Origin of the sequence: Arcobacter sp. CECT 8983 (genome assembly GCF_004118855.1) — a bacterium.
Lineage (GTDB): Bacteria > Campylobacterota > Campylobacteria > Campylobacterales > Arcobacteraceae > Halarcobacter.
The window spans coordinates 709229-729151 of sequence record NZ_PDKF01000004.1 but is presented as its reverse complement, the minus strand read 5'-3'; the positions used below and the strand labels follow the sequence as shown (position 1 = coordinate 729151).

Genomic DNA, 19923 nt, shown 5'->3' with positions numbered 1-19923 from the left:
ATAACTCTTCTTATTTTAAATCACACCCACAAGAAGTTATACTTTTTTCTACTTTCAAATAATCCCTACTCTTTTTAGAAATCAAATCAATACAGATATTTAAAATAGCTGTTACTATTAATAATAACATCATCTTATCAAGTCTAAAATCTGCAATAGCAGAGTCAATAAAGAAACCTAACGTTGCAACTCCTAGTATTCCTAAGATTGCAGACTCTCTCATAATTATTTCCCATCTGTAGAAAAGGAAAGCTAAAAATTGAGAATAGATTCTTGGTAATACTTCATATAAATAAAGCTCATTTTTCTTTTTTGTTACATCTAGTCTAAAATCTATTTGATCAGTTTGTTGTCCCATAAGAAAACCTATAATTGCTCCATTGTGAAGCATAAGAGCAAGTGCCGCTGGAAGCATTGATGGACCAAAGATTTGTAAAAACAGATATGCTAAAATATACTCAGGAGTAGATCTTAAAATTACTAAAAAAACATGAGAAAGAGTTCTAAAGAACTTATTTGTAAATTTCTTTGAAACTAAAGGAAAAGTTGCAAGGGCTAAAACAGCTGTTAAAACTAATGAAATTTGAGTTAATAAAATTGTATTAAAAACTCCAACTACTATCTCTTCTTTTAAAATAGACTCAAACCAAAAAATAACTTCACTAAAAGGTTTATCTGTTTTTATTGGGTAAGGAATAATGTCTTTTGTAATAAATCTAATAAAGTTATCAAAGTTAACTGTTGCAAAATCATCTAAATAAAATAAAGATGATACTACAACAGGAATAACTGTATATTTATTTAACCACCACCTAATAGTTGCAATGATTATATAAAACATGATTAATAGCAACCATACTTCATTATAATAGCCTTGCATAAAAGAAGAAGACAAATAATAACCTAAAGTTGTAATCCCAACAAAACCTAAAATAGCAGTTGATCTTAAAGCACACTCAAATCTATAATAAGTATATGCTAGAAGGTGAGCAAATGCATCTGGAATTTTTGTATAAAAATAATATGAAACCTTTGATTTTCCTTTTAACTCTTTAGGAAAAGTATCATGTTCTTGTAATATTTCTGCATAAACTTTTGCTAAAATTGCACTATAAGGTAGAATAATTGCAAGAAGTGCAGTTAAAGTATTTAATCCAAATATTTGTAAAAAGATTAATGCCCAAAAAAGTTCATGGATAGCTCTTGTAAAAGCCAAAGTTATTCTTATAAAAAAGTTTTCAAAAAGTAAAGCTAAGAAAAATCCAATAATAGAAGATACAAGCATTGCAACAACAGCAATTGAAATTGTAGTAAAAAGTGCTGGAATTAATTTTGGTACTTCAAAAATATTTATTTGAAAGATTCCAAGAGAAAACTTCTTTAATTCTAAAAAAGGTTCTAAAGTTGAGATTGAAAAATCTGCAAAAAAAATAGAAATAACTGCAACAGCTAAAAATATAACTGATACATTTAAACTTTTACTTTGTAGCATGATAAAGTCTATTTCTATCTTCGTCTGTTAATTCTGAAGAGTGTTTATCTACTAAAATAAAACCATCCTTTAAACCAATGATTCGATCAAAATTTTCAATTGCTAAATCAACATTATGCATTGTACAAATTACAGTTTCAAAAGAAGAGTTTAGTTTTTCAATAACTTTTTTTGATAAAAACTCATCTAAAGCAGAAACTGGCTCATCGGCAAGTAAAATAGAGTTTTGTCCATATATTGCTCTTGCTATTGCAACTCTTTGTCTTTGACCACCTGAAAGATTCAAAGATTTAGTAAATAGCTTATCATTAAGCATTAAATCTTTTAAAACATTAGAAATCCCATTAACTTGTTTTTTACATGGAACAATAAAATTTCTAATATTATAAAATAAGGAGTTTGAATCTAGTTTTGAAATATATACATTATGGAAAACTGATAAATTATTTACTAAACCTAACTCTTGAGGAATATAAGAAGAAAACTCTTTTTGAAGTTCAAACATTCTTTTTAAAAGTGTTGACTTTCCACTTCCACTTTTACCCAAAAGAGCTACTTTTTCGCCCTTTTGGATACTTAGTGTTAAAGAGTCAATTGCTTTAAAATCATCATAAAATATTGATTCATTAACAAGATTAAATGCCATATTAGTCAATAAGTCCTATATTTCTACCAGTTTCTAATACTGGCTCAAAATCTTTATTTGATGCTTTAATAAATCCACTTCTTGGAAATGCATTTAAGATTTTTTCATCTTTAATAGCAATTAATGCTTCTTGTAATTTTTTTGTAAAACCTTCACCATAAGTTTTATCTAAATCACCTCTTGCAGTGAATTGATAATCAGGATATGCAGGAGTTTTGTAAAGTACTTTTACTTTAGAAGTATCAATTTTACCCTCTTTTAATTCTCTATCCCAAACTTTAAAGTTAACAGCACCCACTTCATATGCACCACTTTGTACTAGTGCAATTGTTTTAGAGTGATTTCCAGAGAATCCTACTTTTTCAAATATATCATTAGGAGCTTTGTTAAATGCTTGTCTAATAAAATATTCTGGCATTAATCTACCAGATGTAGAACCTTTAGAACCAAAAGTAAAAGTTTTACCCTCAATACCAGTAGGAATAGAATCAGATTTTTCTAAACCAGTAGAAGTGTTTGCAATGATATATGAATGGAATTGTGTATCTTCAATACCTTGTGCAATTGCTACAGCATTTGGAACAATCAGTCTTGCTCTAACACCACTTAAACCACCAAACCACGCTAATTGAACTTGATTGTTTCTAAAAGCTGCAATTGATGCAGAATATGATTTTACAGGGATAAACTTAGCATTAACATCTAATTCTTTTGATAAATAATCAGCTAATAAAGAGAATCTCTCTTTTAATTGAGTTTCATCCTGATCAGGAATTGCCGTAAATGCAAAGTCTTTTGCAAAAAGTGAACTTACACATAAAAGTGCAATAAACAGTAGTTTCTTCATTTGTACTCCAAATTTTTTAATTGATTTGAAGCATATGTAGTCATAAATTAATTTGCATGCATTTTAATTTTTATGTCCAACCTAAACCTTAGGTTATGCTTTTTGATTTCGTAACTATATTAAACTACAAATAAATATTAACTTAAATAGTAAAAAAATTTTTACCTTACTTAAACTAGCTTTAAATAATAAGAAAGTAAAATCTATAATATATAACCTATGGAATAGGTATACATAAATATATTGAACTTACTTTTAACTACTATTTATCTATACTTCTCCATACAAAAATACAGGAATATTTTATGAGTGACGAATATAAATTAACCAAATTCGTACAAGCTGCTGGTTGAGCTGCAAAAATGGGTCCGGGTGACCTTAAACAAACAATTTGTAGTTTAGTACCTAATGATGACAAAGTGCTTGTTGGATTTGAAAATAATGATGATGCATCTGTATATAAATTAAATGATGAAGAAGGTCTAGTTCAAACATTAGACTTTATTACACCAGTTGTAGATGACCCATATATTTATGGGAAAATAGCTGCTGCAAACTCTTTATCTGATGCCTTTGCAATGGGAGCAGAAGTTAAAACTGCTTTAAATATTGTAGGTTTTGATAGAAAAAACCATGGTACAGATGTTTTAAGAGAAATGTTAAAAGGTGGAAATGAAAAGATTCAAGAATGTGGTGGGCTACTTATGGGTGGACATACAATTGAATCACCTGAAATGTACTATGGTTTATCAGTTTCTGGATTAGTACATCCTGATAAAATATTAAGAAATAATACTGCAAAAATTGGACATGTATTAGTTCTTACAAAACCTTTAGGGATGGGAATTTTAACAACAGCTATAAAAAGAGATTTAATAAGCGATAGTGCAAAAAATGAAGCTATAAAAATTATGGAGACATTAAACTATTTACCAGCAAAACTTTTAAGAGATTATGATGTTAGTGCTTGTACTGATATTACTGGGTTTGGATTATTAGGGCATGCTTTAGAAGCAACTAATTCTTTTAACTCTTTTGCTATTCATTGTGGAGTTGTTCCTGTAGCTCCTGAAGCCCAAGAGTTTGCTGCACAAGGAGTTGTTCCAGGTGGTACAAAAAGAAATATGAAGTATCTTGAAGATAAAACAACAATTATGTGTCCTACTGATAAATGCTATCAAATGTATTGTGATGCACAAACTTCAGGTGGACTTTTAATTGCAATGGATCCAAAAGATGCTAAAGAGTATGTAAAAAGAGTCGAAGACCTAACATACGGCTATGCAACAATCATAGGTGAAGTTATTCCTAGAGGTGCAACACCAATTATAATTTATTAGTTTTGATTTAAAAATGATTATTGTTTGGCGAGAAGGTGTAGGAATCGAACCTACCGCGGCGTTTACACAAAAACCGCCGATCAGGGTTGAAGCCTGCGGTGCCCACCAGGGTCACATACCCCCCAAACTTTAGTTAGATTGAAATTCTACAATAAAAAGATTAAAAATTTCTAAAAGGGTAAAAATGACTTTACTAAAATCTATTCCTAAAATTGATAAATTAGCCTCAAATGGTACTTTCAAAGATTTATCAAGCTCTTTAGTTACTTCAATTATAAAAAAAGAAATTGAAGAATTAAGACAAAATATTTTAGCTAAAAAAATTGATTTAATAGATGAAAAACAATTAATATCAAATATTTTAAAAGAGTATGAAACTATTATAAAACCCTCACTTCAAAAAGTTATAAATGCAACTGGAGTAATTGTTCATACAAACTTAGGAAGAAGTCTTATAGATAAAAATATTTTTGATAAAGCAAAAGATATTGCAACTTCATACAACAATTTAGAATATGATTTAAAAGAAGGGAAAAGAGGAGAAAGATATTCACATATAAGTAAAGTTTTTTGTGAACTTCTTGGTTGCGAAGATGTTTTAATTGTAAACAACAACGCTAGTGCCGTTTTTTTAATCCTTAATACTTTTGCAAAAGGAAAAGAAGTAGCAGTAAGTAGAGGCGAACTTGTAGAGATAGGTGGAAGTTTTAGAGTTCCTGATGTTATGAGTAATAGTGGAGCTATTTTAAAAGAGATTGGAACTACAAATAAAACTCACCTAAGAGATTATGAAAACGCAATAAATGAAAATACTTCAATGTTAATGAAAGTACATAAGTCAAACTACTCTATTGAAGGTTTTTCTCAAGAGGTATCTTTTAAAGATATTATTGAAGTTGCACAAAAAAATGAGATCATTGACTATTATGATATGGGAAGTGGACATTTAGTTGATTTACCCTATGGACTAAATGAGTCTGAACCTTCAGTACTAGATTATATGAAACATAACCCAAGTTTACTTAGCTTTTCAGGGGATAAACTATTAGGTTCAGTTCAAGCTGGAATCATAGTTGGAAAGAAAAAATATATTGAACAATTAAAGAAAAATCAACTTTTAAGGATGTTAAGAGTTGATAAATTAACCCTTGCTATTTTAGAAGAAAATGTAAAATCAATTCTTTTAAAAGAGTATGCTTCTATTCCTACACTTAAAATGCTTTTTAAACCTCTTGAAGAGTTAGAAATAAATGCGAAAAAAGTAAAAGCAGAAATATCTTCTTTTTGTATTTGTGAGACTATTGAAACAAAAACTGTAATTGGTGGAGGAACAACACCAAATAAAAAAATACCTACAATAGCTCTTAATATTGAATTTAAAGATTATAAACCAAACAAGATAGAAAAATTATTTAGAAAAAACAATATCATTGGAAGAATTGAAAATGAAAAGTTCTTATTGGATTTTAGAACAATTTTAGAAGATGATTTAAATATTTTAATTGAAAAAATAGGACAGATTATAAATGAGTAACTATATTATTGGAACTTGTGGACATATTGACCATGGTAAAACTGCATTAATAAAAGCATTAAATGGTTATGAAGGTGATTCAACAAAAGAAGAAAAACAAAGAGGAATTACCATTGATTTAAGTTTTTCAAATTTAAGTCAAGGTGATAAAAATGTTGCCTTTATTGATGTTCCAGGACATGAGAAATTAGTGAAAAATATGATTGCAGGAGCTTTTTCTTTTGATAGTGTCATGATTGTTGTAAGTGCAGTAGAAAAAATTATGCCTCAAACAATTGAACACCTTGAAATTTTAAATCTTCTTGGAGTTAAGAATGCTATTTTAGCTATTACTAAAAAAGATTTAGTAGATGAAGCTACATTAAAAAATAATCAAGAAGAAATAGAAGAGTTTATTGAAAAAGAGTATGATTTCAATATACTATTTTCAAAAGCAGTTTCTATTTACGATGAGTCTTCAATTGAAGAACTAAAGGAAAAACTATTTACACTTGATGCAAGTACAAAAATAGAAGAAAACTTCTTTAGATATTATATAGATAGAGTCTTTTCTTCAGCAGGAAGTGGTACTATTGTTACAGGAACCGTTTTAGGAAAACCACTAAAAAAAGATGAAAAAGTTTTTATTTGTGATATAAAAAAAGAAGCAAAAGTAAAAAAGCTTCAAGTTCATGGAGAAGATACTGAAATATCAAATATTTCAAATAGAACTGCTATAAACTTAAGCAATGTACATACAAAAGATATAGAAAAAGGTTTTTTAATATCTAAAAAAGGTTTTTTAAGAGGCTTTGATAAAATTGATATCTCTTTTAAATGTTTAAAAAATAAAACAATTAAACATAATCAAAACTATTCTATCTTTATTGGAACTAAAAAAGTTGAAGCAAAAATTTTATTGTTTAATTCTACAGAACAAGTAGAGGTTTCAAAAGGCTTTGCTCAAATTTCATTATTAGAACCTATTTTTTCAATATATAAAGAGAAGATTATTATCAGACAATCAAACGATACTATTGCAGGAGCAACTGTATTAAATCCAATTATTGATCCCATGAAAAAAACTCAAAAACTACAACTTTTGGAAGCTTTAGAAAAAGAAGAAATTGAAAAAGCGTATAGAATCTTACTTGAAGCACATAAAAAAGGTCTAGGGTTAGTTTCATCTGCACAAAGATTTGCTTTAAGTCATGAAAAGGCTTTAGAGTTTGCAAAGAGTTTAGAAAATGTATTTATTGATGAAAATTCACTTATTTTGTACCCTATAGAGACAAAACAAGTTATAAAAGATATTATCATCTCAACTTATAAAAAGAATCAATATGCCCTACTTTCTGTTTCGTCTATTGCACTAAGACTTAAATGGGCTAGTGAAAGTTTTATACAAACAGTAATGACTGAGTTAGTAGAAGAAAAATTCTTAATACAAGATGGAAAACTATATAAAAGTTCAAATGTAAAAGAAGATTTCAAAAAAACACTTGAAAATATCATCTTAAAAAGATTAGAAGAAGAGGATATTGCTCCTACAGCTCCATATAATATTTATGATGAGCTTGATATTGATAGAAAAGTTGGAGATAATATTTTAAAATCTTTATGCGCTAAAAAAAGTGTAATAAGATTACAACATAATATTTTTATTCATGCACAAAGTTTAAGTAAAATCATTCTTGAAATGAAAAACATAATCAAAAATGAAGGCTTTATTGATATTTCAAATTTTAAAGAAAAGTTTCCTATTAGTAGAAAATATTTAATTAGTTACTTAGATTATTTAGACAATTTTTCAGAAATTAAAAAAGAAGAAAATAGAAGAGTATTTATTTCTTAATTTATTTTATAATATATAATATTTAAACAAATGTGTAATTTAAATATTATATAATAGTAACATATTGGTAACAGGAGACAAAATGCTAAAAAAATTTACCATCAAAACTAAAATTATTATCTTAATAGTTTTTTCATTAAGTTTTTTAACTATTATTCTTACATCTTTTTCTGTAAGAGAAGCAAAAGAGAGTTTATTAAACCAAAACTATGCAATGCTTACAGCTGCAAGGGATTCAAAATCAAACCAGATTTCAAGTTTTTTTAAAGAAAGAGTTGGTGATATTAATGTACTTTCAAAAAATTACAATATTATTGAACTTATTTATGATTTAAGAAATACCTATGATATGCTTGATATTGATGAAAAAGGTAAATTTCCTATTGACTCAGTTATTATTAAAGATGCAACACAAAAACATGAGGAGTTCATACAATACTATTTAAAAGAGTATGGATATTATGATATCTTTTTAATTGATGCAAAAACTTCACATGTAATTTATACAGCAGCAAAAGAGTCTGATTATGGTGCTAACTTAAAATATGGAAGTTTAAAACATAGTGGTCTTGGAAAAGTTTATAGACAAACAATGGAAAATAAAAGACCTACTTTTATAGATATGCAACCTTATGCACCAAGCAATAATGCACCTGCAATGTTTTTAGGTACACCTATTAGTGATGAAGGAGAGATAATTGCTATTTTAGTATTCCAAATTAGTGATAGAGCTATTAATACTATTATGCAATTTAGAGAAGGATATGGTAAATCACAAGAAGATTATCTTGTAGGTGAAGACTTACTTATGAGAAGTGATAGTTACTTAAATCCAAAAGAGTATTCACTTAAAGCATCATTTGCAAATAAAGCAAAAGTTGATACAGTTGCAGCTAAAAATGCACTTGAAGGAAAAGAGAATACTGAAATTATTATGGATTATAATAATAATCCAGTTTTATCTGCATATTCTGTAGTTAAAATTGGTCAAGACTTTAAGTGGGCAATTCTTTCAGAGATTGATGAAGCAGAAGTTTTAATTACTCCAAATGCAATTAGAAATTTAATTATTGCCATATCACTTGGTGTTTTAGGTTTTGTAATTGTAGGAACAATTTTAATCATTAACAATGTTATTGTAAAAAGATTAACATCTTTTCAAGAAGGACTTCTTGGATTTTTCAACTATATAAATAGAGAAGCTGACAATGTAAAAGAGCTTGAAAGTGATAGCTTCGATGAAATAGGTCTTATGTCTAAAGTTGTTAATGAAAATATCAAAAAAGCTCAAAGAGGTATTGAAGAAGACCGTGCAATTATTGATGAAGCTATTAAAGTTTTAGGAGAGTTTGAACAAGGGGATTTAAACCAAAGAATAACAACGAAGGTAAATAACCCAGCATTAAATGAACTAAGAGATGTTCTAAATAAAATGGCTGACAATATAGAAAAAAATATTGATAATATTTTAGAAGTATTCTCGCAATATTCTAACTACAACTATAAAAGTAGAGTAAATACTACTGGAATTAAAGAACACCTAGAAAAACTAGCAACAGGTGTTAATTCTTTAGGTGAGTCTATTACTCAAATGTTGGTTGAAAATAAAAAGAATGGTCTTATTGTAAATGAATCTTCAAATATACTTTTAAAAAATGTTGATATTTTAAATCAAGCTTCAAATGAAGCTGCTGCAAGCTTAGAAGAAACAGCTGCTGCCTTAGAAGAAATAACTGGAAACGTTAAATCTACAAGCTTAAAAGTTGCAGAGATGTCAGAGTTTGCTACACAAGTTACAAACTCTGCAAGTGAAGGTCAAGAATTAGCTACAAAAACAACAGTAGCTATGGATGATATTAATGATCAAGTAACATCTATTAATGAAGCAATTACTGTAATTGACCAAATTGCATTCCAGACAAATATTCTTTCACTAAATGCAGCAGTAGAAGCTGCAACTGCAGGAGAAGCTGGAAAAGGTTTTGCAGTAGTTGCACAAGAAGTTAGAAATTTAGCTTCAAGATCAGCTGAAGCAGCAAAAGAGATTAAAGAATTAGTTGAAAATGCAAATATAAAAGCGAATGAAGGTAAAAATATTGCAGGAAATATGATTAAAGGATATACAAGTTTAAATACAAACATTGATAAAACTATTGAACTTATTTCTGATGTTTCTAATGCTTCTAAAGAACAAGAAACTGGAATAGTTCAAATTAATGATGCTATTAACTCACTAGATCAACAAACTCAAAAAAATGCAGCTGTAGCAACAGAAACACAAGAAATTGCTACAAATACAGCTTCTTTAGCAAGAGAGATTGTTTCAGAAGTTGATAAAAAAGATTTTGAAGGAAAAGACAATATTGATATTACAAAAGAGATAAAAACAAACTCTAATCAAAATAATGAATCTATACCTAAACAAACTAATCATTCAGAAGCGAAAAAAGCTCCTTCTAAAGTAGAAAAAAACCAATCATTTAAAGATACAAGTTCAAATGATGAATGGGAAACATTTTAAAAGAAAGACTCTCTTTGAGTCTTCTTTTAAATCATAAACTGCCAATAAACTAACGCAACTATTGTAATTGACAAAATTCCTAATAAATTAAATACAAAACCATACTTTGCCATATCTTTTACTTTTACTGCCCCACTACTCATCGCAATAGCATTAGGTGGAGTTGCAATAGGAAGCATAAAGGCATATGAAGCACAAATTGTAGCTACAAAAAGAATCAACTGAATATCAACTTGGGCTGCTTCACCTAAAGAATAAATTATTGGTAAAGCAATAGAAATAAGTGCTGTATTTGAAGTAACTTCTGTAGTAAAAGTTACAAGTGCAGCAACTAATAAAATAAGTAACATAACAGGGAAAGAAGTTAATGCTAATAAATAACTTGCAATTTGTTCAGCTAAGCCTGTTGAAGAAAATGCCATTGCAATAGAAAAACCTGCACCAAATAAGAAAATTATCTCATAAGGTATTTTTCTTGCATCTTCCCATTGTAGAAAACCTAATTTAGGAACAAACATTAAAAGACCATAACCTAATAATATTCCTTTTTCATTTATTCCAAGTCCAGAATAAAAAGGTTCAATTTTAGAGTTTACAAAAAGTAAAACTATTAAAGTAAGTAAAATAGTTCCTAATCTTTTTTGTTCACTTGTTAAAGTAACAACTTTTCCTATATCTTTGTCTAATACAATATCTTTTGCACCTAATGATAAAATAAAAGGTATTAGAATAAGCATTATTACTGCCAAGGGAGCCGTTAAGAAAATCCAATTTACAAAAGAGATTGTTTCAATATTGTGTTGCTCTAAAAATCCTAAAAGAATTAAATTTGGAGGAGTTCCAATTGGAGTTACAATTCCCCCCACACTTGCTCCGTATGCAATAGCAAGAACAAATCTTAATTTTAAGTCTGCTTCATTTGTTAAAAACATTGCAATTGGAATAAGTAAAAGTGCCGTTGTAGTATTAGAAATAAGCGAACTTAAAAAAGCAGATGTAACTGCTAAGGAAAAGATTATTCCCCTTGTAGTACTTGGAAAAATACTTAAAAGTTTGTTTGCTATGTATTTATGTAATTCAGTTTTTTGAGTTGCAATTGCAATCATAAAACCACCTAAAAATAGAAAAATAATGGATTTTGAATAATTAGATACGGTTTCATTTGTGCTTAATATATCAAAAGAAGGAAATAAAATTATTGGTAATAAAGAAACTACACCTAAAGGTAAACCCTCATTTGTCCATAAAGCAACTAATAAAACAAGTATTCCAACTAGAATTGAATGTTGCAGATTAAAATTAATTGAAGCTAAAGCAAAAGCAATTATTGATAAAGCTAGAGAATATAATATTTTATTCATTGATAGTACTCCTAAATGTTCAATAATTATACAAAAATGTTCTTAAGATAATTTTTTTATCAAAAATTACATTCTATATTACTAAATAATAACACAATTAATTGTTTTATATAATCTAAGTTTAATTACTATAAATATACAATTTAATTACATTCCAATTCAAAGGATAAATTATGCATGAAGTTGAACTCGATAAAAAAACAATGATTGTCTCAGAAACGGATGAAAAAGGTATCATTATTTATGCAAATGAAGACTTTTGTACAATTGCTGGGTACACAAAGGAGGAATTAATAGGTCAACCCCACAATATTGTAAGACATCCCGATATGCCAAGTGCCGCATTTAAAGATCTTTGGTCAACAATTCAAGCAGGTAAAATCTGGAAAGGTATTGTAAAAAATAAAACTAAAGATGGAAACTACTATTGGGTAAATGCTACAGCTTATCCTTCTACTTCCGCCAATGGAAAAAAAAGATATATTTCTGTAAGAATTAAGCCTACAAGAAAAGAAATAGAAAAAGCTGAAGAACTCTACAAAACGTTAAAATAAAGGATAAATTATGCTATCTTTCCTCAAAAAAAAGAAGAACCAAGGTGTAATTGATTCAATCAAAGTAATTGAACAATACATAAAAGATGAAATAAACTCTATTGAAAAAATAGATCATAAATGTAAAGGTGAAACAAGAGAGGTAATTGATACAATTTTAGAGTTATCTCACTTGATAGAATCTAAACAAACTGAAGACTTGACTCTATTTGGTGAGATAATGCTCTCAACTGAAAAATTATCTGATGGATACACTACAGATAGAATAGTAATAAAAACATCTAATGAAAAGTTAAACTATATTGCAAAATCAATAAATATAATGACTGAAAAATTAGATCAAAGTCTTACTGAGATTGCTGATACATTAAAAGAATATGGTAATGAAAACTATATTAAAGATATTGATGAAACTTTATTCAAAGGCGGTAAACTTCAAGAGTTAGCAAAAGGTATCAACTTTTTAAAAGGAGAAATAACAAATAACCTTAGAACAAAATATAAAACAAGTATTTCATTAAAAGATAAATCCCATGGTTTACTTGAGGATGCAAATTCATTATTTGAAGCTACTAATTCTCAAGTATCAGCTATAGAAGAAACTTCTGCTGCTATTGAAGAAATAACTAATACAACAAGAGGTAATACTCAAACTGCAAAAACTATGTCTTTACAAGGTGAAAATGTAAAAACTTCTATTACAGGAGGATTAAAACTTGCGTCTGAAACAGTAACTGCCATGAATGAAATAAATGATTCTACAAATGCTGTACATGAAGCTATTAACTTAATAGACCAAATTGCCTTTCAAACAAACATTCTTTCATTAAATGCAGCAGTTGAAGCAGCTACAGCTGGAGAAGCAGGAAAAGGTTTTTCTGTAGTTGCAGGAGAAGTTAGAAACCTTGCAAGTAGATCTGCTGAAGCAGCAAAAGAGATAAAAAACTTAGTAGAATCTGCTACTATAAAAGCTGATGAAGGTAAAACAATTGCAGATAAAATGATTGTAGGATACCAAGAACTTGATGAAAATATATCAAAAACAACAAAATTAATTGAAGAAGTAGTAGAGGCTTCTCAAGAACAAGAAAAAAGTATATCACTTATAAATGATTCTGTTGCCCAAATTGATACTTTAACACAACAAAATGCTAATGTCGCTCAACACGTAAGAGAAACATCATTAGAGATTAAAGGTATTGCAAATAAAAATGTGGAACATATAAATAAAGCAGAGTTTATAGGTAAGCATTAAAAAGCTTTCAAAGACACATCTAAGTGTGTCTATTGAAAGATATAACTATTTTTTCTTTGGTCTAAAAGGTTTCATAACCTCTTCATTACACTCTAAAAATGGACCTTCCATTAAATCAATACAATATGGAACTGCAGGGAATACTGCATCTAGACACTCTCTTATTGATTTTGGTTTTCCTGGAAGATTTATTATTAGTGAACTTCCTCTAAGTCCGGCTGTTTGTCTCGATAAAATTGCAGTTGGTACAAACTTTAAAGACTCAGCTCTCATTAGTTCACCAAAGCCTGGCATCATTCTATCACACACTGCTTCTGTTGCTTCTGGAGTCACATCTCTTTTAGCTGGTCCTGTTCCACCTGTAGTAACTACTAAACAACACTCTTCTTGATCAACAAGCTCTTTTAATGTATTTTCAATAGTTTCTTGATCATCTTCAATACATCTATAAACTGGTTCCCAAGGTGAAGTTAAATAATCATTCATAGTTTCTTCAATTGCTTTCCCTGAGATATCTTCATAAATACCTTTACTGGCTCTATCTGAAGTTGTAATAATTCCAATTTTTGCTATTTCATTACTCATTTTAAAATATGTCCTTTCTCTTTTAAATAATAAACTGTTGCAAATTTTTCAAAAAATTCTTTTGCATTTGTTGTATCAATAATTTTATCTTTTTGACCTAAATATACTTCTATTTTTGTTCCTCTTTCTATAAGAGTTTGTAAATCTTTTTCATCCCACTTATAATAAAGTAACTCTTCTAGTTCTTGTACATGCCCTTCTTTATGATACTCTTTCATATTAACTTTAGAGGGAAAAGAAACATTTTGTAAAAAAGTATTACAATAAGTTTCTTCATCTTTTTTGTAATACATTAGTTGAGTTCTTTTAAACTTTTCATCTTTAGTTTGAAAAAATGCAGGTGAAAAAAGTTGAAGTAAATCAACTCTTCTCTTTGTAGTTAAAGCATATTCAAAAGCTTTTATAGCTCCATAAGAAAATCCAGAAACTGTTAAGTCATTTTCAACTAAATAGTCTTCAAAAAGCTCTTTTTCATTTTCTAAAGAAAACCCTGAAAAATATTTAAATGTCATCTTCTAAAATTACCTCATTTTCTAAAATTAATGTTTTTAATCTATTTATTTCATTTACATTTTGAGAAATTGTTGATCTTAAAGAGTTAGATACTTCATCAATAATATTTTGAGAGCTTTTAACCATTTTATACTCTTCTTTCATATCTTCTGCTAATTTATAGGCTTTTTTAATGTCATCTTTATTTATGGCATATTTTTCATTTTTGATAACTTCAACAGCAATTGAACCACAAAGATATCTTTTTATATTCTCTAATAGTTCATTGTATGAGGGATAAATAGAGTCTAAAATAGAAACTTTTTCATCAAATAGTAAAACTTTTGATTTTGTTATATAAGCTTTACTTGCTTGATAAATAGCTAAAATCTCTTTTTGTTTGTCATCTAAAAGAAGGGCTTGTTTTTTACCAAACTCTATCTTTGTTTTTGCTGTATCTATATCAATTTGTTCTACAACTTTTGATTCTCTTTTTATCATATTTAATAAAGCTTCATTAACTAAAGTTGAAAGTGCAGCAGAAGAGAAACCTGAAGTTTCATGGGCTAAGCTATCAAGATCAAATTCATAATGCTTTTTATCTAAGTATAGTTCTAAAATCTTTTTTCTATCTTCTATATTAGGTAGGTTTACAAAAACTCTTCTATCAAATCTTCCTGCTCTTAAAAGTGCATCATCTAAAACTTCAATCTTATTTGTTGCAGCAATAACAATAACCCCTGAATCACCTTCAAAACCATCCATTTGAGTTAGAAGTTCATTTAAAGTTGATTCTCTTTCATCATTTGCTTTCCCAGTTCTTTGTTTACCTATTGCATCTATTTCATCTATAAATACTATAGAAGGAGCATTTAACTTTGCTTGCATAAAAAGTTCACGAACTTTTTTAGCGCCCATTCCTACATATATTTGAACAAAACTTGCACCACTTTGGTAGAAAAATGGCACATCTGCTTCACCTGCTACGGCTCTTGCAATTAAAGTTTTTCCAACTCCCGGAGGTCCTACAAGTAAAACACCCTTTGGAAGTTTAACTCCATGTTTTAAATATTTGCTTGGTTTATTTAAAAAGTCAACTATTTCTTCAAGTTCAGCTTTTACTTCAGAAATACCAGCAACATCATTGAAACTAACATCAGAATTAACTGCTTTTATAGAAGAGTTTTCTTCTTGTTCTTCTTTTACTACTGATGTTTGTTTTGCTTGTTTTAATTCAGTTGAAAAACTGTTTTCATTCTCTTTTCTATTTTTATTTAAAAACTTTTGAATTTTATCTTGCTTTATTCTTGCAAATACTGCAAAAACTAATAAAAATAGTAAAAAGATAATTCCAAAGTAGTATGAACCAGACTCTATATGTGCACTACTTTTATATAAAGTATATAAAAATAATACAATTAATACAACGGCAGATATTGCCATCAACTTGATATTTTTATCTAGTAAATTATTTTGTTTTTTGTTATTAGAATTTTGCCACATTTTTATCTTCTTTTGCTTCATAGTTTTCAATTGTAATCCAATCACCTACTAAATCTGCACTACTTTCAACCTCTATTTGATTGAAGTGTTGATCAAGTCCATGATACTTACCATCTTTATATGATTCGATTAACACATCTAAAGGTTTTGTATTGTTTTGTCTAAAGTCTAAATTCTTTTGTTTAATAATAGCAGTTAGTTCGTTATATCTTATTTTTGCGATATCACCTCGAACTTCTTCTTTCATAGTTGCACTTGGTGTTCCATCTCTTTTTGAATAAGTAAAGGCATGAACATGAGTAAGAGGAAATCTATGTAAATTTTCAACTGCTTCTTTCCATAACTCATCAGTTTCACCAGGATGCCCTACTATAAAATCAGTACCTAATGCATAGCCATTATCTTTTAAAAATTCAAAAAGTTCTAAATCAGATAATACCTTGTTTCTTCTATTCATAATTTTTAGCATAGTTTTAGAAGTATGTTGAAGTGCAATATGTAAATGTTTTGCCATAAAAGGTTCATTTATTATCTCTTTAAACTCATCATCAATTTGAATAGGTTCTATACTTCCCATTCTAATTCTTCTAACACCTTTTATCAAAGACATTTTCTTTAAAAGTTTTGCTAAAGATGTATGTTGCTTTTTACCATAAGAACCTACATTTGTTCCTGTTAAAATAAACTCACCAAAACCATTTGCTGCTAAGGTAGTAACTTGCTCTAAAATCTTGTCTTCTTTATAGCTTCTTGCATCTCCTCTTACATAAGGAATAATACAATATGAACATCTAAAGTCACAACCTTCTTGTATCTTAATAAATGCCCTACTTTTACCGATAAACTCTTCAACAATAGTGTCATCAATATGTTCTAAATCCCCAGCATCAAAAAATCTCTCTTCTTTTTTTAGAAGCTCGTTAATATTTTCTTTTTCACTATGTCCAAAAAGAGCATCTATTTTATTATCTTTAAAAAGATTTTCACCCTTTGTCCAAACTCCACAACCTGTGAAGATAACTCTTGGTGGTTTAGTTAATTTCTGTAAAGAATTAATATAACCTCTTGCCGTACTATCTGCACTATTTGTAACTGTACATGAATTTATAACAACAATATCTGCTTGCTTTTCATCAGTTGTAACTTCAAAATCTTTTAGATTACTCATCATAACTTGAGTATCAAAAACATTTGTTCTACAACCAAAAGTTTTAAAATATACTTTTTGTTTACTTGTACTAAATTGCATAATTATACGCTCTCCAAATCAAGTGGTGGAGTTCTAACTCCTGTACTTGAATTAACAGTTTGAGTTGGGTATGCGATATGAATATCGTCCTCTTTCATAAAGGCTTCAAGTATTTCAGGAGACATTGTACTTCTAAGTACTAATGCCGCATAAGAGTTTGTTAAATACCAAGAAGAAATTACAATACCATATGACTCAACAAAAGTATAAACTCTTGGTTCAACACCTGTTGCTCTTAGTTGATATTTACTTCTCATTTTTGATAACTGTTTTCTTGTAATATCAGTATAACCTTTTGAATAATGTTTTAAAATCTCTTTTGCAATATGTTGTGCTTTTTTATGGTTTGAATCAAAAGTAATTGTAATATCAATACCATCCCAAACAGTTCTAAGTCCTGAGTGAGTATAGTTTGCTATCATTTCTGAGAAAATATAGTTATTTGGAATAAAGAAAATTCTTCCTGTTCTTCTATTTACATTGTATGATGTTAATGTAATATCTTCTCTAACTGTTATTTTAAATAGTGAAATATCAAGTACATCCCCAACTACTTCAAGACCATTTCTAGTAACTTTTATTCTATCTCCTACATGTATAGAACCTGAAGTAACAATTACCATCCATCCAAAAATAGACATAAACCAATCTTTAAGTGCAATTGCAATACCAGCAGATGCAAAACCTAAGATTGTAACTACATAAGATACATTGTCAATATATGAGAATAAAATAATCATCATAATAAAGAAAACAACAAAAAAGTTAATCACTTTATTTGTCATATAATAGTTTTCATTTTGAGAAAAATACTTTTTAAGTGCAAGTTTTATTAAGAATGTAATTAAGAATAAAGAAACAATAATCATTGCAATATTAAATATCTTTTCAACTTGATTAGAAATTTGTGATTTTGTCTCTAAAATTACTTGTTCTATCTTTCTTGTATAAACTTCTTCTGTAGTAGATACAATTTCAAGAACCATATGAAAATCTTTTTTCTCTTTATCTAAGAAGTTTATTTCTTCTTTATACTCTGGTTTTGGATCTGTATTGTAAAGTTCAACATATGCAAATAGTTTTTCATCAAGTAAATTAGTAATCTCTGAAATTCTCTCTTCAATAGAAGAAAACTGCTTTTTATTATTTTCTAATTTTTTAATATATGAAAGAGCATTTATTATTCCAAAAGGATTTGTTATAGATTCATAACTTTCTATTTCTGGTGGATTAATAAGTCCTCCAATAGGTGAACCTTTATATTCTGAAATTAATTCTAACTCATTTTCTTTAATTCTAATTTTATTGTTTAATTGAAAAATCTTATCTTCATTTTTTGGATTTACACTTTCAAGATTATCTTTTAAATCATCTAGTTCTTGAGAAATTCTTCTATATGCATCATAATTGCTATATCTTTTTAATAAAATATTGTTTTTTAATTCAGAATCAATTGCATCAATCTTATTTTTTAATTCAGTAACTTTTGCTCGTTTTTCTTCTTCTTTTTTTTGTTTTAACTTCTCTTCTTCAATCTCTTTTAATCTTTTTACTTCTATTGCTTCAATATCAGAAAGCTTGTTAGATACAGTTTCTTTTGTATTTTCTTGTGCAAATGAAAAAGTTATAACTAAAGTTAGTAATAATAGTTTGAAAATATTTTTCAATTTGTGAACCCTTTTAGAACTTGCATTACATCATCTTTTGAAATCTCATCTGTGATTTCACAATCTCCAATACCTTTAGGAACTATAAATTTTATTTTATTGTCTAATGATTTTTTATCTAAAAAGAAATGCTCATAAAAGTCTTCCACATCCTCTATCTTATAGTCAGTTGGAATATCATATTTTTCTAATAGTTTTTTAACTCTTAAAGCTTCATCTTCACTCATATACCCTATTTTACATGCAAGTTCATTTGCCATAACCATTCCAATACCAACAGCTTCACCATGTAAATAAGTATTATAGTTTGTTTCATTTTCAATTACATGACCAAAAGTATGTCCATAGTTAAGTGCTGCTCTTAAGCCTTTTTCTTTTTCATCTTGACTCACAACCCAAGCTTTAGTTTCAACTGATTTTGCAATAGCTGTTTTAACATTTTCCTTATCATTTAAATCATTTTCTTCAAGCCAAGAAAAGAAATCTTTATTAAATGTTACTGCCATTTTAACAATCTCTGCAATTCCTGCACCCACCTCTCTTTTTGGTAAAGTTGTTAAAAAATGAGGATCAATATTAACTGCAATTGGTTGATGAAAAGAACCAATTAGGTTTTTACCAAACTTATTGTTAACTCCTGTTTTACCACCAACACTTGCATCAACTTGAGAAAGCAAAGTCGTAGGTATTTGAATAAAATCAATTCCTCTTTGATAAATCGAAGCAGCAAAACCTGTCATATCTCCAATAACACCACCACCAAAGGCAATAAGTAAAGAGTTTCTATTTAGTTTTTGTTCAAAACAGTGTTCTAAAATATCTTCAATAGTTTTCATATGTTTATACTGTTCACCATCAGGGATTGTTACAACAGACAACTCTTTTGCTGAAATTTTTTCTTTTAGATATTCTAAGTGTAAGCCACTCACCGTTGGGTTTGTAACTATTACAACTTTTCTGTCAAAATATTGTTTTTCTAAAGTATCAATAGTAATATCGTATTTAGTATTATCTGGTAGAGAAATATTTACAATCATTAAAAA

General features: G+C 28.3%; 16 protein-coding genes and 1 tRNA gene. 6 read left to right on the top strand and 11 right to left on the bottom strand.

The window, feature by feature from the left end; translation table 11 throughout:
- Window positions 1–10: 10 nt before the first annotated feature.
- From CRV01_RS06585 to CRV01_RS06575, 3 genes are read right to left on the bottom strand one after another with little or no spacing between them, the layout of a single operon-like run.
- Window positions 11–1492: an ABC transporter permease gene (locus CRV01_RS06585; protein WP_129007383.1), complete on the bottom strand. Its 1482-nt coding sequence runs from the start codon at window positions 1490–1492 to the stop codon at window positions 11–13.
- A complete protein-coding gene (locus CRV01_RS06580; RefSeq protein ID WP_129007382.1) occupies window positions 1479–2138 on the bottom strand; it encodes an ATP-binding cassette domain-containing protein in 660 nt (219 codons plus the stop codon). The genes CRV01_RS06585 and CRV01_RS06580 overlap by 14 nt, the downstream gene beginning before the upstream one ends.
- A 1-nt stretch (window position 2139) precedes the next feature.
- The gene (locus CRV01_RS06575) at window positions 2140–2985 is read right to left on the bottom strand and encodes a putative selenate ABC transporter substrate-binding protein (RefSeq protein ID WP_129007381.1); all 846 of its coding nucleotides are present in this window, start codon (window positions 2983–2985) and stop codon (window positions 2140–2142) included.
- Between the two features lie 305 nt (window positions 2986–3290).
- On the opposite strand from CRV01_RS06575, the gene selD reads away from it, so the two are divergent.
- Window positions 3291–4325: a selenide, water dikinase SelD gene (selD, locus tag CRV01_RS06570; RefSeq protein ID WP_258238334.1), complete on the top strand. Its 1035-nt coding sequence runs from the start codon at window positions 3291–3293 to the stop codon at window positions 4323–4325.
- Between the two features lie 25 nt (window positions 4326–4350).
- On the opposite strand, the gene CRV01_RS13725 is transcribed toward selD, so the two are convergent.
- Window positions 4351–4449 (bottom strand) — tRNA-Sec (locus tag CRV01_RS13725).
- A gap of 60 nt (window positions 4450–4509) precedes the next feature.
- On the opposite strand from CRV01_RS13725, the gene selA reads away from it, so the two are divergent.
- The 3 genes from selA (at window position 4510) to CRV01_RS06555 (ending at window position 10214) form a co-directional block, all read left to right on the top strand.
- Window positions 4510–5859 carry an L-seryl-tRNA(Sec) selenium transferase gene (selA, locus tag CRV01_RS06565; RefSeq protein ID WP_129007379.1) on the top strand — a complete coding sequence of 450 codons (1350 nt, stop codon included), beginning with the start codon at window positions 4510–4512 and terminating at the stop codon, window positions 5857–5859.
- Window positions 5852–7693, top strand: a complete 1842-nt coding sequence (gene selB, locus CRV01_RS06560; protein WP_129007378.1) for a selenocysteine-specific translation elongation factor — start codon at window positions 5852–5854, stop codon at window positions 7691–7693. Before selA ends, selB begins: the two co-directional genes overlap by 8 nt.
- Before the next feature lie 82 nt (window positions 7694–7775).
- Window positions 7776–10214 (top strand): methyl-accepting chemotaxis protein, encoded by a 2439-nt coding sequence (locus tag CRV01_RS06555; RefSeq protein ID WP_258238333.1) that lies wholly within the window; start codon window positions 7776–7778, stop codon window positions 10212–10214.
- A gap of 26 nt (window positions 10215–10240) precedes the next feature.
- Here CRV01_RS06555 and CRV01_RS06550 read toward each other — a convergent pair whose 3' ends face one another.
- Window positions 10241–11575 (bottom strand): DASS family sodium-coupled anion symporter, encoded by a 1335-nt coding sequence (locus tag CRV01_RS06550; RefSeq protein WP_129007377.1) that lies wholly within the window; start codon window positions 11573–11575, stop codon window positions 10241–10243.
- A 173-nt stretch (window positions 11576–11748) separates the two neighbouring features.
- On the opposite strand from CRV01_RS06550, the gene CRV01_RS06545 reads away from it, so the two are divergent.
- Entirely contained in the window at window positions 11749–12129 is a 381-nt protein-coding gene (locus CRV01_RS06545) for a PAS domain-containing protein (RefSeq protein ID WP_129007376.1), read from the top strand.
- A 10-nt stretch (window positions 12130–12139) separates the two neighbouring features.
- Entirely contained in the window at window positions 12140–13384 is a 1245-nt protein-coding gene (locus CRV01_RS13900) for a methyl-accepting chemotaxis protein (RefSeq protein ID WP_129007375.1), read from the top strand.
- A gap of 45 nt (window positions 13385–13429) precedes the next feature.
- Here CRV01_RS13900 and mog read toward each other — a convergent pair whose 3' ends face one another.
- Genes mog through aroB form a run of 6 tightly spaced genes read right to left on the bottom strand, consistent with a single transcriptional unit; the run spans window position 13430 to window position 19917 of the window.
- Complete coding sequence (mog, locus tag CRV01_RS06535) at window positions 13430–13969, bottom strand: molybdopterin adenylyltransferase (RefSeq protein WP_129007374.1); 540 nt, start codon at window positions 13967–13969, stop codon at window positions 13430–13432.
- Window positions 13966–14481, bottom strand: a complete 516-nt coding sequence (gene bioV / locus CRV01_RS06530; RefSeq protein WP_129007373.1) for a pimelyl-ACP methyl ester esterase BioV — start codon at window positions 14479–14481, stop codon at window positions 13966–13968. The genes mog and bioV overlap by 4 nt, the downstream gene beginning before the upstream one ends.
- On the bottom strand, window positions 14471–15985 hold the full coding sequence (locus CRV01_RS06525) for an AAA family ATPase (protein ID WP_258238349.1): 1515 nt from the start codon (window positions 15983–15985) through the stop codon (window positions 14471–14473). The genes bioV and CRV01_RS06525 overlap by 11 nt, the downstream gene beginning before the upstream one ends.
- The gene (gene mtaB, locus CRV01_RS06520; RefSeq protein WP_129007372.1) at window positions 15948–17213 is read right to left on the bottom strand and encodes a tRNA (N(6)-L-threonylcarbamoyladenosine(37)-C(2))-methylthiotransferase MtaB; all 1266 of its coding nucleotides are present in this window, start codon (window positions 17211–17213) and stop codon (window positions 15948–15950) included. Before mtaB ends, CRV01_RS06525 begins: the two co-directional genes overlap by 38 nt.
- Window positions 17214–17215: 2 nt before the next feature.
- Entirely contained in the window at window positions 17216–18880 is a 1665-nt protein-coding gene (locus CRV01_RS06515) for a mechanosensitive ion channel family protein (protein ID WP_129007371.1), read from the bottom strand.
- Window positions 18877–19917, bottom strand: coding sequence for a 3-dehydroquinate synthase (gene aroB / locus CRV01_RS06510; protein WP_129007370.1), 1041 nt, complete (start codon window positions 19915–19917; stop codon window positions 18877–18879). The genes CRV01_RS06515 and aroB overlap by 4 nt, the downstream gene beginning before the upstream one ends.
- Between the last annotated feature and the right edge of the window lie 6 nt (window positions 19918–19923).